This window comes from Halomonas faecis, from assembly GCF_010993975.1.
Lineage (GTDB): Bacteria > Pseudomonadota > Gammaproteobacteria > Pseudomonadales > Halomonadaceae > Halomonas > Halomonas faecis.
The window spans coordinates 493,369-518,275 of record NZ_JAACZO010000011.1 but is presented as its reverse complement, the minus strand read 5'-3'; the positions used below and the strand labels follow the sequence as shown (position 1 = coordinate 518,275).

Sequence of the window (24,907 nt, the reverse complement as noted above, 5' to 3'; positions counted from 1 at the left end):
GCAGGCCGACGGCGGAGGGAACGATGGAGGACACGATGCGAGGGCGGCTGCCACTGTGGCTGAAGCTGGCCTTCACGGCTTGGATCCTGGGTTGGGCGCCGACCTATGCGCTGCTGATCGGGCCGCAGAACTACTTCTGGCTATGCAACTTCGCCAACTTCCTCATCCTTGCTGGGCTGTGGACCGAAAGCCGTCGCCTGCTCTCCATGCAATGGCTCGCGGTGGCGCTCGTCGGGACCCTATGGGCCGTGGACGTGGGCACGGCCTGGCTGACCGGGGTGCACCCGATCGGGGGCACGGAGTACATGTTCGACCCCGAGCACCCCCTGACGACCCGGCTACTGTCGCTGTATCACCTGCTATTGCCGCCGGTGGCGGGCTTCGCGGTGCTGCGTCTCGGCTATGATCGTCGGGCGCTGCGATGGCAGACGGGGCTGACTTGGTTGGTGATTCCCCTCAGTTATCTGTTCACCGACGCCGAGCGCAACATCAATTGGGTCCACGGACCCTTCGGCACCCACCAGGAGTCGCTGGATCCGCTGCTCTACCTGGCGGGTTTGATGCTGGTCTGGCCGCTGGCCGTCTACCTGCCGATGCATGGTCTGATGTGCCTGTGGCAACGGTGGGAGCGGCTGGGGTAGATGGCAGCGGCATGGTGCGGGTGGCATGAATCCAATCATGCGATGACGCGGTTGCGACCCTCTCGCTTGGCGGCGTAGAGGCTGGCGTCGGCGCGCTCGATCAGACTGTCACGGGGCTCGCCGAGGCGGTATTCGGCCAGGCCGATGCTGACGGTGACGGCGCCCAGGGGAATGCCGAAGTCGTGTTCGGCGATCTGCTGGCGCAGCCGCTCGGCCAGTGGGTAGCCTCGCACCATGGGCGTGAGCGGCAACACCACGGCGAATTCTTCACCGCCGAGACGCCCCATGGTGTCTTCCTGGCGCAGCAGCTGGCGACAGAGCTTGGCCAGTTCGATGAGCACCTGGTCGCCCTGGAGATGTCCCCAGGTATCGTTGACGCGCTTGAAATGGTCGAGATCGATGAGCATCAGCGACAGTGGCGTGCCATGCCGGCTGCACAGCGACGTCTCTTCGTCGAGGCGGGCAATCAGCTTGCGTCGATTGGCCAGTCCAGTCAGAGCGTCGGTGTCGGAGAGCCGGCGCAGGCGGGCCTCCTCGATCATCTGTTCGGTGATGTCGATCATCATCCCATGCCAGAGTATGCCGTGTTCGGCCGGTTGGGGCTGCGCACGCAGGGCGATCCAGCGCGAGCGTCCCTTGACCAGGCGCAGGCGGAACTTGGTGGCGATGGGTATCTGCCAGCGCGACGAGCGCTCGATGGCGGTCATCAGGCGCGGGTAGTCCTCTTCGTCGAGGCGATCGAGCATGTGGCGCGCATCCTGGGCGAGTTTGGCGGGCTCGATGCCGGGTAACTCCGTGCCGCTGCCGGCCAGGTAGGGGAAGCGCATGTGGCCATCTCGGCCGCGATAGAACTGAAAGATGACGCCTGGCAAGCGTGCCGCGAAGTCGCGCAGCTGCTCCGGTGCGTCCAGCCCCCCATCCGGCATGACGTCGTGCTGTTCCATGCGGGATCCCTTGCGGCAGGCAGGCATGCCAGACCGCGTGCTGAGTTGTTATTGGCGCATTCCAGCGCCGCATAGGGGCGCTAGGTGAAGACGCTAATATACTCCTGCGCGGAGCATCGTGCACCCCATGGGGCTTGTAAGACATGGAGTACAAGGGTGTCGAGCATGATCTGCATCAAGCATCGTCAGCGGGGTGCGTCGTAACGGCCGGGGCGGCCCCGAGAAAAGAGCACTTGCCACAGCTGCAGCTCGCGGGCGCGAAAAGCGCCGGCGCATACCGATAGGTAGTAGCGGAACATGCGCTGGGTGCGTTCGCTGTAGCGATCGGCAATCTCGTGCCAGTGCGCATCGAAGTTGGTCAGCCAGGCCATGAGTGTGGTGTCGTAGTCGGCGCCGAAGTTCTGCCAATCCTCCATGATCAGATGTCCTTCGCTGGCTTCGGCGATCTGGCGTATCGAGGGAAGCTGGCCGTTGGGAAAGATGTAGCGGTCGACCCACGGGTCGGCTCCCACGTCGGAGCGGTTCGAGCCGATGGAGTGCAACAGGAAAAGGCCGTCGTGGGCGAGGAGATGCGCCACCGTGTCGAAGTAGGTGGGGTAGTTGCGGTGGCCGACGTGTTCGAACATGCCGATGGAGACGATACGGTCGAAATGGCCGGCCAGGTCGCGATAGTCCTGGAGACGAATGTCGACGGGCAGCCCTTCGCAGCGCTCTCGGGCCAGACGGGCCTGTTCGCGCGAGATGGTAATGCCGGTCACCTCGACGCCGTGATAGCGGGCTGCATGCTCGGCGAAGCTGCCCCAGCCACAGCCGATGTCGAGCACGCGCATGCCGGGGGCCAGCTCGAGCTTGCGGCATGCCAATTCGAGCTTGGCGAGCTGTGCCTGGTGAAGGGTGTCGGCGGCTTTCCAGTAGCCGCAGGAATAGCACATGGTGGGATCGAGCATGCGCTCGAAGAGGTCGTTGCCCAGATCGTAGTGTCGCTCGCCGACGATGTAGGCGCGGGCCTTGCTCTGCAGGTTGATAAAGCCGGCTTGAAGTCGATACATCAGCCGGTCCGCGGGTGTTTTGGCGCGCTCGCCTAGCCCATGGTTAAGCAGGCGACAGGCCATTTCGTCGATGCGCTCGCATTGCCACCAGCCATCCATGTAGGCCTCGCCGAGACCGAGGGTGCCTTGACGCAACACGCGCGCGCAGAAGTCGGGGTGATAGATCTGCGGATCCCAGGGATGGTTGCCGTTGAGGGCGACACCCGAGCCGTCCAGCAGGGTGTCGAGCACTCGGCAGGCGCGCGTGTCAGGCAGGGCAATGGGGGCCATACGGTGGTCGCTGGTCATGGAGTCCTCCCGGTCCATCTGGTTTGGCGCTGACGTGCATTGCAGACTCGGTGCTCATCCTATGAGCATAGACCAAGTGGCCGGGCGCGGATCAACGGGATGCGCTGGTATACTGCATCTTGCTCATTTTTCCGACTGGAGTCGTCGACGTGCCCTGCCATTCGCCCCTGATCATTGCCCTGGACCACCCCTCCCTGGACGCTGCTCTGTGTCTGGCAGACCGCCTCGATCCAACGCGCTGTCGCGTGAAGGTGGGCAAGGAGTTGTTCACCCGAAGCGGACCGGATGTCGTCGAAGCCTTGCATGGGCGCGGCTTCGGCGTCTTCCTCGATCTCAAGTTTCACGACATCCCCAATACCGTAGCCGGTGCGGTGCAGGCGGCCGCCGAGCAGGGGGTGTGGATGGTCAACGTTCATGCCAGCGGCGGACGGCGCATGATGGAGGCGGCGCGGGAGCGTCTGGATCGTCATGGGCTGACCACGCATCTGATTGCCGTTACTGTGCTGACCAGTCTCGAGCGCGAGGATCTGGCGGAAGTGGGGGTCACGGGTTCGGCCGAGGCGCAGGTCGAGCGTTTGGCTCGGCTCGCCAAGGAGAGCGGCATGTCGGGAGTCGTGTGTTCCGCCCAGGAGGCGAGCCGGCTGCGCGAGCGCTGCGGTGAGGATTTTCTCAAGGTGACGCCGGGGATTCGTCCGCGTTTTGCTGCTGCCGATGATCAGCGGCGGGTCATGACGCCGCGGGAGGCCCAACGGGCGGGCAGCACTCACCTGGTGGTGGGGCGACCGGTTACCCAGGCGGACGATCCCATGGCAGCCTTGTCGGCCATCGAGCAGGAACTGGCGCAGTAATCACTCCCCCTCGATCCCGGTGATGGGCCGGGTGGTGCCCCAACTGCGGCAGCGCGGGCACTGCCAGTGCAAGGGTTCGCCGGTTAGGCCGCAGCGCTGGCAACGGTGTCGCGGGCGGGCCTGAAGCAGCGTGTGGGTATGCTGCTTGAGTAGCCGGATGCGTGAATCGGGTTCGCCGCTCGACTGCTGTTGCTGGTAGTAGAGGTCCAGCAGGTAGTCGAGGCCGCCCAGACTGGGGGTACGGTCGAGCTGCTCGGTGACTAGGTCGATGGCGGCCTGAACGCCCTGTTGGCGGCGGCGGGTTTCGGCCAGCAGAATTACCAGGCTGGTGAATGCCGCGCGATCCAGCAGCTGCTCCAGACAGATGGCCAGCCCGGCGTCGTCATCCAGCAGGCGGTGAGCATGCTGCAGTGGCTCGAGCATCGCCGGCACGAAGTCCAGATCCTGGTCCGGAATGCGCATCAGCACGCGAATCGCCTCGCGATAGCGAGCGGTGTCCATGGCCAGTGCAGCCAGCGACAGGTTGGCGCGCACGCAGCGTGGATCGATGTTCAGCGCCTGGCGCAACCGCTTGCGGGCGACGCCGGGGGTGGCGGTCTGTCTGGCCTGTTCGGCGAGTTCGCAAAGCCAGTGAGCGGCGGCGCGACGTATCTCGTCGTGCTGGCGTACCAGGGTCGGATGAGCGACGTCGAGGGCGGCCTGCCACTCGCCCTCGCGGTCCAGCAGTTCGACCAGCAATTGCTTGGCCGTGTATCGCGTCGGGTCGTGGCTGGATTCCCGAACGAGCTGGTGCAGAAGGCGTTCGGCGCGGTCGAGCAGTCCCAGCTTGAGGAAGTCTCGTGAGAGTTCCAGTTGCACCTGTTCGCTCTGTCCCGTGGTGAGGGTGGGGCGGGCGAGCAGATTCTGGTGGATCTTGACGGCACGATCCGCTTCGCCGCGGGTGCGGAAGAGGTTGCCCAGGGTGATATGAGTGTCAATGGTGTCGCTGTTGACCTCGAGGGCGGCCACGAAAGCCTCGATGGCGCGATCCGGCTGCTCGTTGAGCAGATAGTTGAGGCCGACGAAATAATCCCGCGTCAGCGTGGCCGGCTGCGCGGGATCGGATGCGCCCCGGCGTTCACGGCGGCCTAGCCACCAACCGATGGCCACGGCTGCCGCCAATAGGCTCAGCAGCAGGGCGTCGGGCATTTAGGGCAGTTCCTTGAGCTCCTGGACGCGCAGGCGGTCGAGCTCCTTGCGCTGTTGGCGATTGTGACGCTGGGCGCGCGTCAGAAGGGTGCGTAGCCTGAGCCAGACCCCGGTCATGGCCAACATGCCCAGTAGCACGCCACTGGCCAGCGAGCCGAGTAGCCACACCGAGAGCGAAACGGCCGGCAGTTCGAGCCAGATCAGGTTGAGCGGCACGGTCTGCTGATTGTTGACGGCAAACAGAATGCCAACCAACAGCACTCCGAGCAGAATGATGGCCAGGAGGAGGCCTTTTAGCCAACGCATGGGCTTGTTCCCTTGTCAATGGTGATGGCGATCAGTATCCGAGGGCTCGGCTGGCATTGACTTGTTCGCGCAGCTCCTTGCCGGGCTTGAAGTGTGGCACGAACTTGCCGTCCAGCGCGACCGGGTCGCCGGTCTTGGGGTTACGGCCGATGCGCGGTTCGCGGTAGTGCAGCGAAAAGCTACCGAAGCCGCGAATTTCCACTCGCCCGCCTTCGGCCAGGGTGTCGGTGATGTCGTCGAGGATGAGGCGTACCGCGGACTCGACTTCCTTGAGCGACAGGTCTGGCTGTCGCATGGCGATCTGTTCGATCAACTCGGATTTGGTCATCGTCTCTCTCCTGGCGGTTGCCGGCTCCGCAGCGGAGCTGGGCGAGATTGTTGTTCTGCTCTCAGCATACTGTGCAAATCGTGAGAAAACAACGCACTACGACCATGGTCAAGCGAACGGCAAGAAACCTAGCGGGAGGCTGCTGCCATCGCACTCCTTGGGTATACTGAGCGCACCATTCACCGCGACTGTCGAGGCCGACGTTGAGCGATGCAACCAACACCGAGTCGCTTGCCCTGCGCAAGCGACTGCACTGGCACTCCCGCCGAGGCATGTGGGAGCTGGATCTGCTGCTGATTCCTTTTCTGGAACACTGTTATGACCACCTGAGTGCGCAGGATCAGACCGCCTACCGTGCGTTGATCGAGGAAGAGGACCAGGACCTCTTCGCCTGGCTGCTGCGCCGGGAGGTACCGCAGGATCCGGCACACCAACGCATCGTGACGCTGATTCAGGCCCATGCCGAGAACGCCGATAACGATCCGCGTCGTCCCGTCTAGGCTGGCGAGGGGAGGGCACTGGCTCGCTAGCCTGGCGGTGCTATCGCTGCTGATGGCTTATGCGGCCGCTTGGCTGTGGCTGCTGGGTGGCCTCTTGCTCGGGGCGGAGCTGATTCGCTGGCACCGCCGAGAGCGGGGCGGCGAACTCCGCTGGCAGCCAGTCGAGTCCGGAGGCGGGTGGCACTGGCAGCCGCAGGGAAGCCCGGTTTCACAGCCGGTCGTGCTGCATTGCCGTTATCTGGGGCCGTGGCTGATCGGGCTGCGAGTCGGGCGTGACATGCACTGGCTATGGCCCGACAGCAGCGACCCCGAGACCTTGCGCCAGTTGCGGCGCTGGCTGATCGAGCATCGGGCATGAATGCCGGCATGGTACGCCCGTTCAGTGAGTGGTGAGGTCGTCGAGCCGGCAGCGAGAAGGGCGCGCTGGTGTCTCGGCGTGGTGCGGGCAGTCTGGGTTGTAGTGCAGCCCGCGGGACTCGCGGCGAACCCGAGCGCTGGCCACGGTCAGGCGAGCCAGGCGTACGGCGTGCCACAGGCTGGCCAGAGCCGGCTCGGGAGCTGCGCGTTGCACCGCCAGGGCGATCTCATCCGCCAGCTCGGTGAGTGCTCGGTCGGCGTTTGCCAGGCCGTCGTCATGGCGGACGATGGCTACGTATCGACTCATCAGGTCTCGCAGCGTGTGCCGCCAGGCCCGGATGCTTTCGGTCGCGATCGGCGTGTCGCCGGAGGGGGCGACGGCGATGCGTGCCGATGATGCCTGGGCCGGATGGGCCAGCCGAGCTGCGCAGCTACGGGCGAACACCAGGCATTCCAGCAGCGAGTTGCTGGCCATCCGATTGGCGCCGTGCAGGCCGGTGCAGGCGACCTCGCCGATGGCATGCAGGTGCGGTACTGCGGTGGCGCCGTCCAGGTCCGTGGCCACCCCCCCGCAGCTGTAGTGAGCGGCCGGCACGACCGGGATTGGCTGATGGACGAGGTCGAGTCCGCGAGACAGGCAGTGAGCCTGAATCGTCGGGAAATGGTGGCGGATGGCATCCCCGCCGAGGTGGCGAACGTCGAGCCAGACGTGCGGCTCGCCGCTGCGTTGCATTTCGGCATCGATGGCGCGGGCGACGATATCTCGAGGCGCCAGTTCGGCGCGTGGGTCCACGGCAGGCATGAAGCGCTCACCGGCGGTATTGATCAATCGCCCGCCCTCGCCACGCACGGCCTCGCTGATCAGAAAGGGCGGGCCCTCGGGGTCGTAAAGGCAGGTGGGGTGGAACTGCTGGAACTCGAGGTTCATCAGTTCGGCGCCCAGTTCGGCAGCCATCAGCATGCCTTCGCCACTGGCCGGCTGGGGGCTGGTGGTATGGCGGTAGAGGCCGCTGGCGCCGCCGGTGGCCAGGACGGTGTCTTGCGCCATCAGGTCGGTGGGGATCCCCTGTGCATCTAGGCAGCGTGCGCCACGGCAATGCCCCGCCGTATCGCCGATCAGGCCGATGGCGGTGAGGTCGTCGCGCACGATGATGGACGGATGGGCCTCGGCACGCGCTTTGAGCGTATCGAGCACCGCGCGTCCGGTAGCATCCTCCACGTGGATGACGCGGCGAGCGCCGTGCCCACCCTCTCGGGTCAGGTGGTAGGGGTAATCGGCGTCGGGGGACGCATCCCGGGTGAAGGGAACCCCCAGGGAGAGCAGCCATTCGATGGCTTCCGGGCCCCGTTCGATGGTGAAGCGGACGGCACGTTCGTCGCATAGACCGTCCCCCGCCACCAGCGTGTCGGCGATGTGTGCCTCGAAGTCATCCCGGGGCGAGAGCACTGCGGCGATGCCTCCCTGGGCCCAGCGACTGGCTCCCCGGTCATCGCTGGCCGGGCGGACCAGCGTCACCCGGCGGGTGTCGGCACAGTGCAGGGCCAGGGTCAAACCCGCTACGCCGCCGCCGATGATCAGCACGTCATGGTTGCCGTACATCCTCTTGCTCTCCTTGTGCCGGCGGTATCCGGTCCGGGATGATCTGCGAACGGCCCGAGGCACGCCTGAGTCGACGGCTGGGCAGTCGTTCCAGGCTGCCCAGCCGGGTAACCAGGGCCTGGGCGAGGCGTGCCAGCTCACGATTGAGCCATAGGTAGCCGCTGGGGCTGAATAGGGCGCGGCCGTCTTCGCTTCGAGCGTTGCAGGCCAGGTCGGCATGGCGCTGTAGGTCGAATGGGCTGATGGTGACGTCGATCGGTTGACCGGTACGCACCTGGTAGGCCAGGGTGTCGAGTTCTGCTGCCAGGCGGTACTGCTCCTCGCGCAGGCCTTCCATGGCAGCGATGCGTTCGTGGCCGGCCCGCGTCGTCCAGTGCGTTTCGAGCAGCAGTTCGATGGTGGAGAGCATGCGGCGTTGAAGCGAGATGAGGTCGTCGAGCTCGTCTCGCTTCAGGCGACGTTCACGATGAATGGCATCGACCAGGCTTCGCTGCTTGACCAGCAGCTTGCTGGCGGCCTTGAGGTGCCTCTGGGTATCGACATCCGGGGCCTGGGTCGAGGCCGTGTGGGCCTGGTAGAGCCGGGCCAGACGCTCGAGGTTGCCTGCCAGCAGGAAGCGCATCATGTCGGTTGCCTTCTGTGGCAGCACCAGGGCGGTCACCGCAATGCCTACCAGGGTGCCTAGCAATACGTCGAAGGCTCGCCACAAGGCGATGTCCAGTTCCTGGTTGCCCGCTCCGATGACCAGCAGAAGGCTGATGGCGAACATCAGGCCGCTATACCCGTGGCGGCTGCCGAAGGTGAGCCACGTTGCCGCGCCGATGCCGGCCAGGGCGCCCAGCGGAATCACCAGGGAAGGAGGCAGTGGCACCAAGATCAGCAACAATCCCCAGCCGGCCCCCAGTAGCGAACCGAGCAGCCTCTGGCGCCCCTTGTCGAGCACTCCACCGACATGGGGGAGGTTGCCCATGACCATGACGGTACTGACCAGTGCCCAGCCGGAGTGCGGCAGCTCGAACAGGGAAATGACGGCGAAGGTGGCCGACAAGGCCAGTAGTACCCGCACGACGTGCAGCCGCCGTCGGTAACGATAATTGAGGTGGGGGTCGCGCAGCGGAGGCAAATTCATGAGCGTTTGCCCAGTTCGGGCACAATATGCCGCCGATCCAGGCCGGTAGGCGATGCGCTTGGTGCCCGGAGCCGGGCTCGAACCGGCACGGTGTTGCCACCGAGAGATTTTAAGTCTCTTGCGTCTACCAATTTCGCCATCCGGGCGTGGGGTTTCGAGCAGGCGGCGTAAGCCGGTGGGAAAGATGGAGGCTGGAGTCGGAATCGAACCGGCGTACACGGAGTTGCAGTCCGCTGCATAACCACTCTGCCATCCAGCCTGGACGAGTCGAGCATTCTTGATAAGGGCAAGAATGGAGCGGGAAACGAGATTCGACCGGGCTGGCGTTCCAGCTCGCGACCCTCTCTGCCACGCAGCTTGACTCGGTGAGCCAATGGAGCGGGAAACGAGATTCGACCGGGCTGGCGTTCCAGCTCGCGACCCTCGCTGCCACGCAGCTTGACTCGGTGAGCCAATGGAGCGGGAAACGAGATTCGAACTCGCGACCCTCGCCTTGGCAAGGCGATGCTCTACCACTGAGCTATTCCCGCTCGACTCGAGAGCGCATTATACGGACAATTCGGGCGCTGTCAATGGCTTGAGAAGAAGCGCCGGCGTTACATCGCACGACTCAGATGCGGCCATGCCGCGCGAAGGTAGAGGATCATCGACCACAGCGTGAGCAGGGCGGCGGCGTGCAGGGTCAACATGCCGATCAGTGCGAGCGGGGAGCCCGGAGCAAAGGCGATGAGCAGTAGCAGGGCGACCATCTGCAAGGTGGTCTTGATCTTGCCAAGCCAGGAAACGGCCACGCTGCTGCGCTTGCCCATCTCGGCCATCCATTCGCGCAGTGCGGAGATGACGATTTCGCGACCAATGATCACCAGCGCCGGCAGCGTCAGCCACAGGCTGTCGAAACGCTCGATGAGCAGTGCCAGGGCCACGGCAACCATCACCTTGTCGGCAACCGGGTCGAGAAAGGCGCCAAAGGGAGTGGCCTGGTTCCAGCGACGAGCCAGGTAGCCATCCAGCCAGTCGGTCACCGAAGCCAGAGCGAACAGCGCTGCGGCCACCGGCAGGCTCCAGGCGAAGGGCAGGTAGAAGAACACCACCAACAACGGAATGAAGACGATTCTGCCGAGCGTCAAGAGGTTGGGGATGTTCATGGTGGGCAGTGTCCTTGGAATGGTGGGGTTTCGTCGGGGCTTGCCATTCTAGCGGCCAGCTTGGGCTTCATCCATGCAGGGCGCGATGAATGGTCTCGGCCAGCGCCGAACTGATTCCCGGCACACGGGCGAGTTCCTCGCGGCTGGCTTGCTTGACCCCCTGAAGGCCGCCGAAGAAGCGTAACAGTTCACGTCGACGCTTGGGGCCCACGCCGGCAATTCCCTCCAGAGTCGAGCTCCGTCGAGTCTTGTCGCGTCGCGTGCGATGGCCGGTGATGGCAAAGCGGTGTGCCTCGTCGCGCACGTGCTGAACGAGATGCAGAGCTGGTGAGGTGGCATCGAGGTCCAGGGTTCTGTCGACGGTTTCCAGGAACAGCGTCTCCAGGCCCGCCTTGCGGGTCGTGCCCTTGGCCACGCCCAGCAGTCGAATGCGTGCCAGTCCCAGTTCGGCGAGCACGTCACGAGCCTGGTTGAGCTGCCCCTTGCCGCCGTCGACCAGCAGGATGTCCGGCGTCGCTCCTTCGCCCTCGGCCAGGCGGCGGAAGCGACGCTCTAGGGCTTGTCGCATGGCGGCATAGTCGTCTCCCGCGGAAACGCCATCGATGTTGAAGCGGCGATAGTCCGACTTACGCGGTCCATTCCGGTCGAAGACCACGCAGGAGGCCACCGTGGCCTCGCCCTGACTGTGGCTGATATCGAAGCACTCCAGGCGTTCGGGCATCTCGCTGAGCTCGAGAGCGTCTTGCAGTGTCGCGAAGCGGCGGTCCAGCTCGCCTTGATTGGCCAGTTGGCTCGCCAGATGCTGCTCGGCGTTGGTTCGGGCGAGTTCCAGCCACTGGCTGCGGTGGCCCCGCACACTATGGGTGACGCGTACTCGGCGCTCGGCGCGAGTACTCAGGGCGCTCTCGAGTACGTTCGGGTCGGGGAGAGTGTGTGTGGTGATGACCTCGCGGGGAATCTCGCGCCCCTGGCCTAGATAGTACTGGCTGACGAAATCGTCGAGCAGGGCCTCAGGCGCCAGGTCGAGGCCGTTTCCGGGCGTATGGTGCCGAGCGCCGAGGAGTCGCCCCTGGCGCACGGCAAGCACGGATATGCATTGGGCGCCGGGGCGGCTGGCCAGTGCGAAGACATCGGCATCGCCACCTTCGGTATCGACGAACTGGCGCTGTTGTAGTTGGCGCAGCTGCTGGACCTGGTCGCGCAGGCGAGCGGCTTCCTCGAAAGCGAGTGTCTGACTGGCCCGTTCCATGGCGTCGGTGAGCTCTCGAGTGACCGCTTCGCTCTTGCCTTCGAGGCACATCACGGCATGCTCGAGGTCGCGGCGATAGTCGGTTTCGCTGATGTAGCCCACGCAGGGGGCGCTGCAACGCTGGATCTGGTACTGCAAGCAGGGGCGAGTGCGGTGGGCGAAGACGCTGTCCTCGCAGTTGCGGATGCGAAAGATCTTCTGCATCAGCGATAGGCTCTCGCGTACCGCGCCGCTGCTGGTATAGGGCCCCAGGTAGCGGCCATCGCCATGACGACGGCGGGCGCGCTTGTATTCCAGCGCCGGATAGGGGTGACGGTCGCTGACGAACACGAAGGGGTAGGATTTGTCATCGCGCAGCAGGATGTTGTATGGCGGGCGCAGCTCCTTGATCAGCGTCTGCTCGAGCAACAGCGCTTCGGTTTCGCTGCGCGTGACGGTGACCTGGATATCGGCGATACGCGACACCATGGCCTGGGTCTTGGCGTTGAGGGTGCCGCGGAAGTAGCTGGCCAGGCGCGCCTTGAGTCGCTTGGCCTTGCCCACATAGAGGGTGTCGCCCTGGTCGTCGAGCATGTGGTAGACGCCCGGTGCCTGGGTGAGATTGGCGAGAAATTGCCGTGAATCGAAGGGCATCTGGCGAGTGGCAACGCGTGGCGGACGACAGAGTCAAGCGTAACAGATCGAGCGACTCAAGGGGTGGTATCGAAACCAGCCACCAGTCCGTAGCGCAACCCGAGATGGGTCAGCTCCACGTCGGTTTCCACGCCGAGCTTTTCGAATATCCGGTATCGGTAGGTATTGACCGTCTTGGGACTGAGGAACAGCCGGTCGGAGATTTCGGCCACGCGCTGGCAATTGACGATCATCATTGCCACCTGTAGTTCGCGATGGGAGAGCTGATCGAAAGGGTTCTCGTCGGGGTCGAAGCGCGACAGTACCAGGCGCTGGGCAATATCGGCACTGATGTAACGGCGTCCGGCGAATACGCTGCGCACGGCATCGACCATGTCCGTCACCTGGGTTTCCTTGCTGATGAAGCCGCCCGCACCGGCCTCCAGCAGGCGCTGGGCGAAGCTGTCTTCCATGAAACCGGTCAGGGCCAGGACGCGAATGTCGGGGTCGCTACGCACGATCTTGCGGGTGGCCTCCAATCCGCCGATGCCCGGCATACGCAAATCCATCAACACGACGTCGGGTTTCAGGCTGCGACTCAGGCTGATGGCTTCTTCGCCGTTGGCGGCCTCGCCGATGACTTGCAGTCCGTCTTCGCCATCCAGCAGGCGGGCCAGGCTGGTGCGTACCAGATGGTGGTCGTCGACGATAAGAACCTTGATCACTGCTGATGCTCCTCGGCGTAGCGGATGGACCCCGGGGCCTGCGAGGCACGGCACCCAACCCTAGGTAAGCTTGCCACAGTCGGCGGTCTGGGAAAATTAGCCAGAAGCGATAACACGGTTTCTCATCAAAAAAGGAAGGGTGTGTGCGGGGCGGGTATTGACGACCGTCATTGGGGTGGTATCATACGTCTCGTTCTCGCCGAGGCGAGATAGCGTGGGGCCTTAGCTCAGCTGGGAGAGCGCAACACTGGCAGTGTTGAGGTCAGCGGTTCGATCCCGCTAGGCTCCACCAATAAGTTTCGACGAATCAGCCGCTTAGCGCACACCGCTAGGCGGCTTTTTCGTGTGTGTGAATGTCGTGAGTCCTATGCCGTGGGGGCGGCAATCCGTATCAGAATCACGCTCATGGCTCTCGTCAGCCGAATGGCCCGTTCCGCTGCGCAGGGCCTCAAAGAGGCATGGGGTCGATGGTCGCGGGCAGCGTGGGGAGAGGGTCGCTGCGCCACTGGCTGGCCGTGTTCGCGTAGCGCTGTTTGAACAAGCGGTGAAACTGATCGGCGCGTTCGAAGGGCATATCGTGAAGGAGTTCCTTTACCGAATGCTCGGCATACTCTGGCATCAGTAGGCGACGTGCCATGCGATCCAGGCGAGCGGCATTCAGCAACGTGTGGAAGCCGCCATAGGGACGCAGCGTTTCGTAGAGCCGGGAGCGGGACATGCCCAATGCCTTGGCGGTGGAGACGGCGTCGGCATCGGTTTTGCGTTCGGCGCGCATGATGACCGAGATGATTTCGGCTGAGTCGCTGGAGGGCCGGTTGTGTACCAGGGGGTGCAGCAGAGACTCGATGGCCAGTGCGGCGTGACGCTGGCCCACGGGCGGCAGGTGGGCCGCATCGGCGAGAATGGCGGGGATGCTGAAGAGCAGCACCTGCATCTCCTGAGCCATGGCTATCATGGGCAACGACAGAGGACAGCCGCTCAGGCGGAAGGTCGGCAACCGTAACACCCAGATCGGTTCGGCGATGGCGATGCGTTGCGAAACGTGGTGGGCGGTCAAGCACGGCGTATTGGTGGGCAGCCATGTCGATACCGAGCCGTCATCGTTGCTCAGTCGGCAGCCTGCCGACTCCGCCAATAGCAGGGAGGCATAGCGCAAGGTGCTGCGGCTCCCCTCGGGGGCGGTGAGCCGGTAATTTCCGGCCTCCAACCGGTACAGGACCAGGTCGGCGATGCGAAGCGGGGTGTGGGTAAAAGGTGCAATCATCAGGTCGGTGTGCGCGGAAGCTGGCCCAGGTGTGAGAAGAGACCTGTCAGCCCTTGGCTGCCGTCAGCCGGCAGCGAGGTGGCATTGGCGTGCCAGGTGTCTTCCATGGTCATCGCGTACTGCTCTTGGTAGGCCGTAGCCAGGGCGCGTTCGCTGGCAAAGCCGCATAGCAACGCCAGGGCCTCTACATCGGGCTTGCCCCTGCCGTCCCCTCGGCACAGCTGGTCGTGCGCCCAGTCGAGCCGCTTGCGCCGGATGACTTCGGTGACTCCCCCTTCCTGTCGAAACAGCCGGTAGAGCTGCGTGCGTGAAAGGCGATAGTGCCGACAGAGAGTGGCGTTACCCAATCGACTGTCGAGCAGGTGGCGCTCGATGTAACGCTCGATGTCGTCGCGCAAGGCTCGTTGCACATGGCGGTGCGATTCGGAGCCGCATTCACCGGCGCAGGCGGCGATCAACCGCTGCAGTGCATTCAGGATGTCGTCGCAATGCTGAGCGGGCAGTGTCGGAATGCTCTCCAGTAGCGCGTCGACATGTCGGCTCAAGAGTCTTGCCTGTGCGCTTTGGCGTTCCAGTATGAGTCCGTGCAGTCCCTCACCCACCCCTTCTTTGGGCACCATCAGGTTGATGGTGCGGTTGTGTGTCTGGGTGGTAATGGTGCGCTTTTCCGTAAGGTCTTCGATGAGCAGGTCGCCGGGTTGCAGAGCGCAGTCGCGTTGGCCGTCCTCGTAGCGCATCTGGCCATCGAGGACGATGAGCAGATTGTAGGCAGGTAACGGGCCGGCGGCCAGCTGCTGGCGATTGCGTATGGTTCGTTGCGGGGTGGCGCGAGCTTCGCTGATCAGCATGTCGCCATACAGCCAAGCGTCGACACGCCCCACGGTTGGGGTGCGATGCAGTCGTTGGGGGGTCGTGATGGGTGCCAGCAGCTCATGCCACAAGGCTTCTCCCTCGCGGCTGGGGAGGTGATCGGTGTACAACTTTTGTCGTGCCGGGGCCTTGGTCATTGTCATGGTGTCGCCATTAAGGCCGATTCGGGATCGAGACTATCTGGACGGAATGAGGGTTTTCACGAAACGGCATGGGGTGAAGCTAATGAGCTAACGAACTAAGTTGTTCATTACGAAGTGCTACCTTTGCGGTTGTCTCGTCTAGCATTGTAACCTAACGTTACCATAAGTAGTGATGCTTGATCGCCGTCAACCGCCTACGCTAGCCCAAACAATCGACAAGGAACAGCATGCCCATCATCGCGCTCCGCCGACTCGATCCCGTTGCCCGTCGCCTCATGCCCCGCCCTCTGATGGCCAGCGCCGTGGCCGTTTCGCTGCTGGCCGTGACCGGGCCTGCGCTGGCCGTGGGCCTCAGCGAATCTCTGGCGCTGGCCGAACGCAACGACCCGCAGTATCAGGAGGAGTTCCATGGCCGCCAGGCGGTCGACGAGCGCTACGTGCAGGCCCGCGCGGCACTGTTGCCCCAGGTGACCCTGACGGCCGAACGTGTCGAGCGCCAGCAGGATATCGTCAGTTCCGACAACGAAGAGTATGCCAGCGGCAGCACCTCTTTCCCGACCACCACCTACGGTGCCTCCATCGAGCAGTCGATCTACGACTATTCGCGGTGGGCCGAGCTCGACAAGGCCAAGCTGGAAATCCAGCAGGCCTCGGCAGAGCTGGAGGTGGCCCGTCAGGACTTGTTCCTGCGGGTCGCTCGTCGTTACTTCGATGCCCTGTCGCTTTACGAGAACCTGCACTTCGTGAGAGCGGAAAAATCTTCCGTGGAGGCCAATTTCGAGATGGTGCAGGCACGCCACGAGGACGGTCTGGCCAGGGAAGTCGACCTGCTCGATGCCGAGGCGCGGCTGCAGCAGGTGGTGGCGCGTGAATTGGAAGTCGAGAACGAGCTTCGCGATGCCCTGGAAGGGTTGGCCGAGGTCACGGGCGAGCGTCCGTCTCGGTTGCGGCCCGTCAACGACAGTTTGCAGCTGTCACGCCCTGATCCGGACTCGCTGGACGCCTGGCTGGAGCTCGCCGTGGAGCGCAGCCCACGGCTCCAGGCGGCCTCGCTGGCTACGGATGTGGCCAGCCAGGAGGTGAAAGTCCGTCGTGGTGGTCACTACCCGACCCTCGACCTAGTGGTCAGCTACGATTCGGAAGAGACGGAAGGGTCGTTGTTCGGTGGTGGCAGCGAAGTCGAAACCCAGGATATCGCAGTATCGCTTTCCGTCCCCATCTATCGCGGTGGCATGACCTCGTCACGGGTGCGCGAAGGCGAGAGCCGTATCAGTGCCGCCCAGTCTCGCCTGGAAGGTGTGGTGCGTAACATCGACCGCCGGGTACAAGGCGGCTACCAGGGCATCATCACCGCCATGGCACGGGAGCGCTCGCTCACCGAGTCGCTGGAGGCCAGCGAGCGCGTTGTCGAGTCGCGCGAGGTAGGCGTCGAATCGGGCGTCATCCCGGTGCTCGATCTGCTCGATGCAGAGCGCGACCTCTTCTTTGCCCGCAGCGAGCTGGCGTCGGCTCGCTACGATTACCTACTCAGCGTTCTCGAACTGAAACATGCTGCTGGCGTGCTGGCACCGGAAGAGTTCGAGCGCATCGATGCCCTGCTGGGAGAGGAAGCCGATGTCCTTGCCATGGGCCAACGCTGATTCTGGCCGGTTCGCAGCCGGCAATCGTGCGGCCGAGGTGTTGAAGGCGATGCTCGAGGGCCTCGGCGCGACTTACTTGAGCGAAGTGTCGGCCAAATGCCGTCCCGGCCACTGGTCTACCCAGCGCTGTCTGTTCAGCTTGCCGGTGTCGTCCGTGGGTCCTCAACGGCTGGCGGCGGCGTTGCACGAGACCCTTGCCACGCTGGGAATGTGTGAGGCGGACCGCGAGGCGTTCCTGGTGGACCTGGCCGATCCTGGAGAGGCGCCGCACTTCCTGCACCTCGGGGTCGAGGACGATCGCTGCAAGGTTTACTGGGAAGCCGACTCGCCCAGCGATCCACTGCCTGCCGAGCGGCGGCATGTCATGTACCGCGCCTGGAAATGGCGTGCCGATGAGCGTGCCGCCAGCTCGGATTACGTCTTGTTGCCGACGGCCCGTGAAGCGCGTGTGGCCATCGAAGCCGAGCTGGAGCGACACCCGGAATGCCCCATGCACGACGTGATCGAACAGCTGCAGGTCAGCTTCGCCTTGGCGCAGATAACCTGGCCGCCGGTGACGGTGCGTATCGAGGAGATGCAGGCCGGCGAGCCGACCGGAAGGGATTCGCTCAACTTGCATCTGCATCGTGCCGGGCTGCCGCTCGGCACTCTGGCTGGCCCGATGTTCGCGCTGGCCCGCGAGTGGCAGTCCACGCCGCGCCAGACCCTGATCGACTGGATGGCGCGTCACGGCAGCGAAACACTGAGCAATCTCTCCTTCGGCCGTGGCGCCACTGGAGAACCCTTCGTGACCTGCTATCACGGTACCAAGCGCCACCTGACCGATCGCACTGAAGCGCCCCGGCGTAGCGACCGCATACCCGGTGCCACCCCGCAGCAGAAGCGACGACACAAGACTCAAGCCTGATCAATCACTGGAGAACACGATGGCGACACAGCTCTTGATCTACCGCAACGTTCAGCCCATTACCCGTGACAAGCACAGCCCCTACTCGCTCAAGGTGGGTACCGATTTCGGTTTTGCCGCCACGGTCAACTCCGTGCCGCTGATGGCCGCCGAGTTTCCGGCCGCGGCCACCGATCTGCCCATCGTCTTCACCGAGGCCGAGGAGGGAAGCGTGGTACCGGTTGCGGTGCTGGGGCTGGCCCAGGACAGCAACCTGATGGTAGATGCCGAAGGACAGTGGCGGGGCGAATACGTGCCGGCCTTTCTGCGTCGCTATCCTTTCGTCTTCGCCTCGAGCGAGGGCGGCAAGACCTTCACCCTGTGCATCGATGAGGAGTACGAGGGTCTCAATCAGGACGGCAAGGGTGAGCGCTTCTTCGACAGCGACGGTGAGCGCACCCAGTACCTCGAGCGCGTGCTGACCTTTCTGCAGGACTATCAGTCTCACTTCCAGCGTACGCGGGCATTCGGCAAGCGCTTGGTGGAGCTCGACCTGCTCGAGGACGTCCAGGCTCAAGTGCGCCAGGCCGAGGGCGGTGCGCGAACGCTGACTGGCTTCAAGGCGGTCAACCGCAACAAGCTCAAGGCCCTGGACGACGATACGCTCAAGACCATGCTGGGCAATGACGAGCTCGAACTGCTGTTCATCCATCTGCAGTCGATGCGCAACTTCAACCGGCTGAGTCGCCTGGCCCGCGGCGGTGCTCGCGTCGGTGCGCAGAGCAAGGGCGATCCCGCCGATGAAGGCATGCCTGCAGAAGCAGAAGAAGAGAACGCGGATCCCTCCGTGCACTGAGTAGGACCGATTTCCCCATGACGCCGTGCCGTTCGCGAGAGCGGCCGCGAATAACGACAAAAGCCGCTGACGGCGCCTCGACAACGCAGGAGAGCTGCCATGAAACGTCCCTTCCGTCCCCTCCGGAAGCCGCTTTCGCAATTCGTATCGCGCCTGGCGCGCCGTTCGCAGCGAGCCCGGCGGGCCAGAGCCGAGCGCTCCGCCTTCGTGTTCGAAGGCCTGGAGCCGCGGATGCTGCTCTCCGCCGACCCACTGACCGCCAGCGTGGCGGGCGGCGGCGACTTCGCCCTGCGCATGGCCGAACAGGATGGCGAGCAGGCGCTGGAGCTGGTCGAGCGTACCGAAGACGGCACCGAGCGGGTGGAAATCTTCGATCTCGACAAGGCAAAAGCGGACGGCATCGAGATCGAGGGCAGCGACAGCGACGATGCGTTGAGCTTCGATGGCCATTTCGACGATGTCGATGGGGTGACCTTGACCTTCCTGGGGGGGGAAGGCAACGACACTCTGGATATGACCGGCGCCGACGGTTTCGAGCTGATTTTCACCGGTGGAGACGGCGACGATCGCGTCGTCGACAGCGGCAGCGACGATGCCACCTGGACCTTGGATGGCGACGAGGCAGGGGCCGGCTCGCGTGGCGATGCGCTGTCGTTCACCGGTGTGGCGGAAATCGCTCTAGACGACAGCAGCGGTGACCACACCGCCGAAGCCGCGGGCAGCGGTACGCGCTTCGGTGTGCTGGGTGAAAGCCGCGTGCTCATCGGATCGACACCCGCCGACGGGGCGCAGGCCGAGGGTGTGACCTTCTCCGCTCTGGAGGCGCTGCGCGGGCGTGCTGAGGATACCCTGAGCTACGCGGACTTCGAAGAGGGCGTGAGCGTGGACTTGGGTGACGGCACCGCCACTGCCATTGCCGGTGGTGTCTCCGGTTTCGGTATCGTGGAGGGCTCGGATGCCGACGACACCCTGGCGGGCGGCAGCGATGACGTCATTCTGCGGGGTCTGGCCGGCAGCGACATTCTGGAAGGCGGTAGCGGCAACGACACCCTGGAGGGCGGCAGCGGCGCCAACCTGCTGATCTCCACCGGGGGGCAGGACGAGTTCGTCAGCGCCGCGGAGGCCAGCGACAGCTATCTCATCGAGCGCTCGAGCGGCACCATTACGCTGGCCGACGACGAGAACAATGGCGACGGCGTCGTCACGGTCGACGGTGACGAGGTGCTGCGCTTTGGCGAGCATCCCGAGGAGATCCTTCTCGGGGCCGCGGCCGGAAGTTCCGGGGTGACGCTCGATGCCAGCGGCTACACCCTGGGCGGGGTGACCTTCCAGGTCCAGGGCGAAAACGTCACCGCCACCGGCAGCGATCAGGACGACCTCTTCCTGCTCTCTGCCGACGGCAGCGGCGACATCAGCGGTGGTGGGCTCGACGACGAAGGCGATCTGATCCGCCTCGAGGCCGATGCGGACATGACGCTGACCGACTCGGCTCTATCGGTGAACGGCAACGAGCTCTATGAGCTGGACGGCATCGGCCTGGCCAACCTGATCGGTGGCGACAGCGCCAATACGCTGGATGCCGGCGCCTTCACCGGTGACGTGCGTCTCGAGGGTCGCGGCGGTGACGACACCCTGATCGGCGGCAGCGGCGATGATCTGCTGGATGGCGGTGCCGGCAACGACGATCTCCAGGGCGGCGCCGGCGACGACGTGCTGTTCGGCAACGCCGGCGACAACATGCTCGACGGTGGCGAGGGCGACGACAGCGTATGGGGAGTCTCCGACAGCGCTCTGAGACTCGAGAACGACGAACTCGTCCACGGCGATGCCGTCGAGGAGCAGCGCCTCGTTTGGGACGGCGACAGCGGCGAAGCGATCCGTTTCTTCTTCGATGATGACAGCAGCGAAGCCATCGCCGCCGATGCCGAGGCGCTGGAGATCCAGCAGGTGCTGGAACGCATGGACGGCATCGGTGCGGGTAATGTCCAGGTGGCCCGCGAACTCGATGCCGATGATGGAAGCGTGGCCTGGACGGTGCGCTTCGTCGGCGATTTCATGACCCAGGCCGAACCGGGTGACGCTCGGCTTGCCCTGCTCGGTGTGGCCGCGTCGGCTCAAGGGTCGGCGTCTCACACGGCAAGCCGCAGTCAGGAACGTCGGATCGGCGAGGACGTCCTGTCCAATATCGAGGGTGGTTTGCTGCAGGCCATCGATGGTGGCGACACCCGCCTGGATGCCAGTGCCTTCACAGGTGACGTGTATCTGCAGGGCGGCGGTGGCGACGACACCCTGATCGGTGGCCAGGGCAAGAGCGAGTTCGATGCCGTGGCCGGTGACAACCGCCTGGTGGCCGGAGCCGGAGCGAATACCGTCGTCGGCGGCACCGGAGAGGATCGCCTGGAACTCGCCGTGGCGGATGCCATCGATGAGGTCATTCTGGATGGTGCGGGCTTCACTCTCGTCGATGACGGCGCCGAGACCGAGTCGACGTACCAGAGCATCGAGAGGGTGAGCGTGACCCGCGCCGGGAGCGGCGGGGATCTCGAGGTCGATGCCAGCGGCTACCACGGTGTTTCAGCCGATACCGCCCTGGTCGAACTGATCGGCACCGACGACTACGCCAGCGTGCTCGAGGCGGAGGAGCGCGGCGGCGAGATCGACGAGGAGAATGGCGATCTGCTCGATGCGCTGCGGCTCGGTTTGAGCGTGGGCGCTGCCGAGCAGCAGACTCTCGGTCTGGACAACGTGCGCACCCTGGGCGAGCTGGTCGAGGTGCTGGACGGCGCCGAAGGCGTTTCCGCCGAGTTCGACCTCGAGACAGGGCGCCTCGATGTCACCGCCGATGGCGATCTCGCCGTCGAGGGACTGGGTACCGAAGCGGCCGCTGTGGAGACGCTCTTCGATGCGCTGGGCATGCGGCTGACCGATGTTTCGGGCACGTCCTGGCAGAGCGATGCCCTGCAGGCCGGCGGCATCAGCGTGGCGATGCTCGCCGATGCCAAGCTGACCGCCACCGGCAGCGCCGGCGACGACCGCTTTCAACTGACCGCCATGGCCGAGCACGACATCGATGGCGGTGGCGGCAGCGACACCCTGGTGGCCACCCATGCCGGCGACATGCAGCTCAGCGATAGCGAGCTGGTCTACGATTTCAACGAGTCCGATGCCGTCACGGCGTTGCTGGCGGGTATCGAGTCTGCCGTCTTGATGGTCGATGACGGTGCCGCCACAGCCGATGTCGATGCCTCGGGGTTCGGCGGCGAGGCGCTGCGCCTGCAGACCCATGTGGTGGGCGAACTGGTCGGTTCGAGCAGCGTCGCCACCCGGTTCGATGTTCTCATTCAGGATCTGGATGCCGCCAGCGACACCGTCGATGTGACCAGCTACCATGCGGCGGATCGCATTCAGGTCATGGCCTCGGCGCAGACTCAGGGCGACTCGCTGGATGCGTTCGGTGCGGTGGACGTCAGCGGGGATGCGGATCTGACCTACGCCTGGGATGGCGACGTCACTCTGGATGACAGCGTCAACGACACTCAGATCGATCATGCGGTGACCCTGGCGGCTGACGGTACCTTGACCCTCGAGGGTGCCCGCATCGGTACCCAAGGACATGAACTCACGCTGGCCGCCAATGCCATCGAGATACTCGGTACGTCGTCTTATACGTCGTCTTTGGTCACCAATGGCGGCGATCTGACTCTCGAGGCAGCGGCCATCGAGATCGACGACGGCGCCATCCTGAACGCGTTGGGCGACGATGATTCGACGGCCGGTGACGACGGCACCCTGGCCCTGCATGCCCAGCCGATGAGCTACTTCAACGGTGGGCCGGCCAACGGTTTCGTGGATGTGGGCCTGTTCGATCTCAGCGTCACGATCGGTGAGGCGACCCTCCAGGGGGGCGACATCGTCATCGATTCGCGCATCGTCGATCCCGACCGCTCGCTGATACAGGTGGAGAGCGGCAATGCCACTTTCGATGGTGCCGTCGACTCGACGCTGGGATTCCTGGAGGGGCTATCGGTATTTGCCAGCATTTCCACGCTGATCGCCGATTCCTCCATCGAGATCGGCGAAGAGGCCAGCCTGACGGCGACCGGCGACATCGACATCGATAGCGAAATCGAGCTGGCGGCGTCGCTGAAACCCACGGAGGCATGGGGGCTGGGCGTTTCCGTCAGCGTGCTGACGGCGCGCAGCAACGTCCATGTGCATGGCGACCTGTCGGCTGCGGGCGACATCACCCTCAACAGTCGGGTCGATACCACCCAGAGCGTGACCGCCGCGCCGTCGGGGGTGGGCGGTGTGGCCGGCTCTGCGGTGGTGGCCGTGCTCGATACCGAGTCGCGCGTCATGGTCTGGGACGAGGCGACGCTCGATGCGGGTGGCGACATCGTGGTCGATGCCGCCACCGTGGATCGCAGTGCGCTCACCGCCATTTCCGGTGCCTCGAAGGGCAAGGTGGGAGTCGCCGTGGCCGTCGGGGTGGAAAACGGCTTCACCGAGGCCCAGTTGGCAGGAACCGCCACGGCCGGGGGCTCGATCACCGTGGAGGCCACTACCGAGCGCGAAGGCATTTCCGGCACTCAGTTCTTTGCCTTGCCGACGTCCGGCAATGGCGTGACCGCCTCGGCAGGGACGGCCGAGGTCCAGGGAAGCGGCTTGCTGGATGGTGCGGAGAAGACCGCCAAGAGTACCGGCAAGAGTACCGCGAAATCCCCACTGGTGGTGTTCGACCCGGTCAAGGATAAGTTGAAGAGCTGGGCCGGCAGCGTGGGCGACAAGCTCAAGGTTTCGTCGCTGAAGGACAAGCTTTCCGGGGGCGACGGCGAGTCGCTCGACCTGGCGGCGGCCGTGGCCGTGCTGGTCGACAGCAACGTGGCCGAGGCACGTCTCGGTCTCGACGAGGACCGCAATCGTGATGGCGAGGTAGTCGCCACGCGTAGCGACATCGAGGCGGATGGCAGCGTCGAGGTCACCGCCCTGAGTCAGCATCGACCCAGCGTGAGCGCCTCCGGTTCGGCGGCCAAGGATGGCGTGGCCGGCCCGGACAGCAAGAGCAATCCATTGTCCGATCGGGTCAAGAACAAGATCGCCAGCAAGACCGGCACCAGCGGCACCGCCGACGGCAGCGCCAAGGACAAGAAGCAGACGGAAAACGGCACGGAGAAAGAGGACCAGACCGCCAAGGTCGCCATTTCCGGTGCCGCCAGCGTGGGCATTCTCGACAACAGCGCTACCGCTACCATCGAGGGCAACGTCGACCTGGACGCCGGCGAGACGGTCGACGTGGATGCCCAGAGCCTCAACGAGATCGATCCCGATGGCCTGTTCGGCGCCAACCTCTTCAACCAGATCAAGGACATGGCCGACGGCGAGTCGGGAGCCACCTTCCAGAGCGATGCCGGTGAAGTCGCTCTCGATAAGGGCGACACCGTGCAGGTGGCCGACGACCACACGGCCGGCGGCGATGCCGGCAACGTCTACGAGTTCACTGGCGATAACGATACCACCATCGATCTTTCCGCCGAGGACTTCGGCGATACGGCTCGCTGGGAGAAGCAGGGCACGCCGCTGGAGCAGCAGATTCCGGCTCTGATAGCCACGGTTGGCGGCTATCTCGGCTCCACCTTCGGTCTCAAGGGCAGCTTCGACAGTTGGACCCAGGCCACGGCCAATGGCGAAAAGCTGGCGTTGGCCGCTGCGGCCAACGTCTTCGTGCTCGATCAGCACAGCGATGCGCGCATTCGCGACGGCGCGCGCCTCAATGTCGACGGTGCGTCGTCGATTGCCGATGGCCTCGACCCCGAAGACGGCCAAGCGGTGTCCGTTACCGCCGAAAGCGTCAACGATCTCTTCAACGCGGTGGGTAATCTCAACCTGCCGGGCCTGGGAGGGGGCAACGACCTCAACGCGCGCAAGTGGCAGAAATCGCTGGTCCAGAAGCCGTCGGTGGGCACCGAGTCCGACGGAGTGGCGATCGGCGCCGGGTTCACCGCCAACGTGCTTGGCAGCACGGCCAACGCCGAGATCGAGTCCGGCGTGACGTTGCTCGCCGATAGCCTCGATGTCAGAGCCGACAATGGCGGACTGGTGCTGGGCATCGGTGCGTCGGGCGGCAAGGCGCAGAAGGTCGCCTTCAACGCCTCGGCCATCGCCAACGTGGTGGACAACCAGACCCATGCCGGCATCGGCAATGACGGTGCCATCAAGGTGGGCAATGGTCACGTCGACTTCGATGACGCCGACAGCCCGGCGCTGCGGGTGAGCGCCAACGACGACAGCTACGTCATCAATCTCACCGGCAGCTTCTCGAGTTCCGGTCAGGCCGCCGTG

The 24,907-nt window shown here is 64.6% G+C and carries 20 protein-coding genes and 4 tRNA genes (1 of these 24 cut by a window edge); 9 read left to right on the top strand and 15 right to left on the bottom strand.

Going from position 1 to position 24,907, the window contains the following annotated elements; all coding sequences use genetic code 11:
• Nucleotides 1-23: 23 nt before the first annotated feature.
• Complete coding sequence (locus GFD32_RS07765) at nucleotides 24-641, top strand: hypothetical protein (protein ID WP_163575968.1); 618 nt, start codon at nucleotides 24-26, stop codon at nucleotides 639-641.
• Between the two features lie 35 nt (nucleotides 642-676).
• On the opposite strand, the gene GFD32_RS07760 is transcribed toward GFD32_RS07765, so the two are convergent.
• Together GFD32_RS07760 and cfa are read right to left on the bottom strand one after the other, a co-directional pair.
• The gene (locus tag GFD32_RS07760) at nucleotides 677-1,585 is read right to left on the bottom strand and encodes a GGDEF domain-containing protein (RefSeq protein ID WP_240455572.1); all 909 of its coding nucleotides are present in this window, start codon (nucleotides 1,583-1,585) and stop codon (nucleotides 677-679) included.
• Nucleotides 1,586-1,770: 185 nt separating this feature from the next.
• Nucleotides 1,771-2,922 (bottom strand): cyclopropane fatty acyl phospholipid synthase, encoded by a 1,152-nt coding sequence (gene cfa, locus GFD32_RS07755; RefSeq protein WP_163575967.1) that lies wholly within the window; start codon nucleotides 2,920-2,922, stop codon nucleotides 1,771-1,773.
• Nucleotides 2,923-3,071: 149 nt separating this feature from the next.
• On the opposite strand from cfa, the gene pyrF reads away from it, so the two are divergent.
• A complete protein-coding gene (gene pyrF / locus GFD32_RS07750) occupies nucleotides 3,072-3,770 on the top strand; it encodes an orotidine-5'-phosphate decarboxylase (RefSeq protein WP_163575966.1) in 699 nt (232 codons plus the stop codon).
• Here the strand turns inward: pyrF and lapB are convergent, their stop codons facing one another.
• From lapB to GFD32_RS07735, 3 genes are read right to left on the bottom strand one after another with little or no spacing between them, the layout of a single operon-like run.
• Nucleotides 3,771-4,958, bottom strand: a complete 1,188-nt coding sequence (gene lapB, locus GFD32_RS07745) for a lipopolysaccharide assembly protein LapB (RefSeq protein WP_163575965.1) — start codon at nucleotides 4,956-4,958, stop codon at nucleotides 3,771-3,773.
• Complete coding sequence (locus GFD32_RS07740) at nucleotides 4,959-5,264, bottom strand: LapA family protein (protein ID WP_163575964.1); 306 nt, start codon at nucleotides 5,262-5,264, stop codon at nucleotides 4,959-4,961.
• Between the two features lie 31 nt (nucleotides 5,265-5,295).
• On the bottom strand, nucleotides 5,296-5,640 hold the full coding sequence (locus GFD32_RS07735) for an integration host factor subunit beta (protein ID WP_276208797.1): 345 nt from the start codon (nucleotides 5,638-5,640) through the stop codon (nucleotides 5,296-5,298).
• A gap of 155 nt (nucleotides 5,641-5,795) precedes the next feature.
• On the opposite strand from GFD32_RS07735, the gene GFD32_RS07730 reads away from it, so the two are divergent.
• Together GFD32_RS07730 and GFD32_RS07725 are read left to right on the top strand one after the other, a co-directional pair.
• Nucleotides 5,796-6,092: an FAD assembly factor SdhE gene (locus GFD32_RS07730; protein ID WP_163575963.1), complete on the top strand. Its 297-nt coding sequence runs from the start codon at nucleotides 5,796-5,798 to the stop codon at nucleotides 6,090-6,092.
• A gap of 52 nt (nucleotides 6,093-6,144) precedes the next feature.
• Nucleotides 6,145-6,450, top strand: a complete 306-nt coding sequence (locus GFD32_RS07725) for a hypothetical protein (RefSeq protein ID WP_163575962.1) — start codon at nucleotides 6,145-6,147, stop codon at nucleotides 6,448-6,450.
• 21 nt (nucleotides 6,451-6,471) lie between these two features.
• Here the strand turns inward: GFD32_RS07725 and nadB are convergent, their stop codons facing one another.
• The 8 genes from nadB to uvrY form a co-directional block, all read right to left on the bottom strand.
• Nucleotides 6,472-8,049 (bottom strand): L-aspartate oxidase, encoded by a 1,578-nt coding sequence (gene nadB / locus GFD32_RS07720; protein WP_205599058.1) that lies wholly within the window; start codon nucleotides 8,047-8,049, stop codon nucleotides 6,472-6,474.
• The gene (locus GFD32_RS07715) at nucleotides 8,033-9,178 is read right to left on the bottom strand and encodes an FUSC family protein (protein WP_163575960.1); all 1,146 of its coding nucleotides are present in this window, start codon (nucleotides 9,176-9,178) and stop codon (nucleotides 8,033-8,035) included. The genes nadB and GFD32_RS07715 overlap by 17 nt, the downstream gene beginning before the upstream one ends.
• A gap of 59 nt (nucleotides 9,179-9,237) precedes the next feature.
• Nucleotides 9,238-9,324, bottom strand: a tRNA-Leu gene (locus GFD32_RS07710).
• A 39-nt stretch (nucleotides 9,325-9,363) separates the two neighbouring features.
• Nucleotides 9,364-9,437 (bottom strand) — tRNA-Cys (locus GFD32_RS07705).
• 196 nt (nucleotides 9,438-9,633) lie between these two features.
• A tRNA-Gly gene (locus tag GFD32_RS07700) sits at nucleotides 9,634-9,708 on the bottom strand.
• Between the two features lie 66 nt (nucleotides 9,709-9,774).
• Nucleotides 9,775-10,323, bottom strand: coding sequence for a CDP-diacylglycerol--glycerol-3-phosphate 3-phosphatidyltransferase (pgsA, locus tag GFD32_RS07695; protein ID WP_163575959.1), 549 nt, complete (start codon nucleotides 10,321-10,323; stop codon nucleotides 9,775-9,777).
• 67 nt (nucleotides 10,324-10,390) lie between these two features.
• Nucleotides 10,391-12,205 (bottom strand): excinuclease ABC subunit UvrC, encoded by a 1,815-nt coding sequence (uvrC, locus tag GFD32_RS07690; RefSeq protein ID WP_163575958.1) that lies wholly within the window; start codon nucleotides 12,203-12,205, stop codon nucleotides 10,391-10,393.
• 56 nt (nucleotides 12,206-12,261) lie between these two features.
• Entirely contained in the window at nucleotides 12,262-12,909 is a 648-nt protein-coding gene (gene uvrY / locus GFD32_RS07685) for a UvrY/SirA/GacA family response regulator transcription factor (RefSeq protein ID WP_163575957.1), read from the bottom strand.
• A gap of 216 nt (nucleotides 12,910-13,125) precedes the next feature.
• On the opposite strand from uvrY, the gene GFD32_RS07680 reads away from it, so the two are divergent.
• Nucleotides 13,126-13,201: transfer RNA gene (locus tag GFD32_RS07680), tRNA-Ala, on the top strand.
• A gap of 156 nt (nucleotides 13,202-13,357) precedes the next feature.
• Here the strand turns inward: GFD32_RS07680 and GFD32_RS07675 are convergent.
• Both GFD32_RS07675 and GFD32_RS07670 read right to left on the bottom strand, forming a co-directional pair.
• Nucleotides 13,358-14,173, bottom strand: a complete 816-nt coding sequence (locus GFD32_RS07675) for an AraC family transcriptional regulator (RefSeq protein ID WP_163575956.1) — start codon at nucleotides 14,171-14,173, stop codon at nucleotides 13,358-13,360.
• Nucleotides 14,173-15,186, bottom strand: a complete 1,014-nt coding sequence (locus tag GFD32_RS07670) for an AraC-like ligand-binding domain-containing protein (protein WP_163575955.1) — start codon at nucleotides 15,184-15,186, stop codon at nucleotides 14,173-14,175. Before GFD32_RS07670 ends, GFD32_RS07675 begins: the two co-directional genes overlap by 1 nt.
• A 227-nt stretch (nucleotides 15,187-15,413) precedes the next feature.
• On the opposite strand from GFD32_RS07670, the gene GFD32_RS07665 reads away from it, so the two are divergent.
• The 4 genes from GFD32_RS07665 to GFD32_RS07650 form a co-directional block, all read left to right on the top strand.
• A complete protein-coding gene (locus tag GFD32_RS07665; RefSeq protein ID WP_240455571.1) occupies nucleotides 15,414-16,826 on the top strand; it encodes a TolC family outer membrane protein in 1,413 nt (470 codons plus the stop codon).
• The gene (locus GFD32_RS07660) at nucleotides 16,801-17,733 is read left to right on the top strand and encodes a hypothetical protein (protein WP_163575954.1); all 933 of its coding nucleotides are present in this window, start codon (nucleotides 16,801-16,803) and stop codon (nucleotides 17,731-17,733) included. The genes GFD32_RS07665 and GFD32_RS07660 overlap by 26 nt, the downstream gene beginning before the upstream one ends.
• 19 nt (nucleotides 17,734-17,752) lie before the next feature.
• Entirely contained in the window at nucleotides 17,753-18,568 is an 816-nt protein-coding gene (locus GFD32_RS07655) for a SapC family protein (RefSeq protein WP_163575953.1), read from the top strand.
• A gap of 99 nt (nucleotides 18,569-18,667) precedes the next feature.
• A protein-coding gene (locus GFD32_RS07650; RefSeq protein ID WP_163575952.1) for a calcium-binding protein crosses the window boundary here: on the top strand, nucleotides 18,668-24,907 show its start. 20,184 nt of this gene lie beyond the right edge of the window; the window shows 6,240 of its 26,424 coding nt (coding positions 1-6,240); its start codon is at nucleotides 18,668-18,670; its stop codon lies beyond the right edge, outside the window.

Bases quoted from the DNA above. Each gene is read 5' to 3' on its own strand.
- GFD32_RS07765 (WP_163575968.1), top strand. From the start codon at position 24: ATGGAGGACACGATGCGAGGGCGGCTGCCACTGTGGCTGAAGCTGGCC.
- GFD32_RS07760 (WP_240455572.1), bottom strand. From the start codon at position 1,585: ATGGAACAGCACGACGTCATGCCGGATGGGGGGCTGGACGCACCGGAG.
- cfa (WP_163575967.1), bottom strand. From the start codon at position 2,922: ATGACCAGCGACCACCGTATGGCCCCCATTGCCCTGCCTGACACGCGC.
- lapB (WP_163575965.1), bottom strand. From the start codon at position 4,958: ATGCCCGACGCCCTGCTGCTGAGCCTATTGGCGGCAGCCGTGGCCATC.
- GFD32_RS07740 (WP_163575964.1), bottom strand. From the start codon at position 5,264: ATGCGTTGGCTAAAAGGCCTCCTCCTGGCCATCATTCTGCTCGGAGTG.
- GFD32_RS07725 (WP_163575962.1), top strand. From the start codon at position 6,145: ATGGCTTATGCGGCCGCTTGGCTGTGGCTGCTGGGTGGCCTCTTGCTC.
- nadB (WP_205599058.1), bottom strand. From the start codon at position 8,049: ATGTACGGCAACCATGACGTGCTGATCATCGGCGGCGGCGTAGCGGGT.
- GFD32_RS07715 (WP_163575960.1), bottom strand. From the start codon at position 9,178: ATGAATTTGCCTCCGCTGCGCGACCCCCACCTCAATTATCGTTACCGA.
- pgsA (WP_163575959.1), bottom strand. From the start codon at position 10,323: ATGAACATCCCCAACCTCTTGACGCTCGGCAGAATCGTCTTCATTCCG.
- uvrC (WP_163575958.1), bottom strand. From the start codon at position 12,205: ATGCCCTTCGATTCACGGCAATTTCTCGCCAATCTCACCCAGGCACCG.
- GFD32_RS07675 (WP_163575956.1), bottom strand. From the start codon at position 14,173: ATGATTGCACCTTTTACCCACACCCCGCTTCGCATCGCCGACCTGGTC.
- GFD32_RS07670 (WP_163575955.1), bottom strand. From the start codon at position 15,186: ATGACAATGACCAAGGCCCCGGCACGACAAAAGTTGTACACCGATCAC.
- GFD32_RS07665 (WP_240455571.1), top strand. From the start codon at position 15,414: ATGCCCATCATCGCGCTCCGCCGACTCGATCCCGTTGCCCGTCGCCTC.
- GFD32_RS07660 (WP_163575954.1), top strand. From the start codon at position 16,801: ATGTCCTTGCCATGGGCCAACGCTGATTCTGGCCGGTTCGCAGCCGGC.
- GFD32_RS07655 (WP_163575953.1), top strand. From the start codon at position 17,753: ATGGCGACACAGCTCTTGATCTACCGCAACGTTCAGCCCATTACCCGT.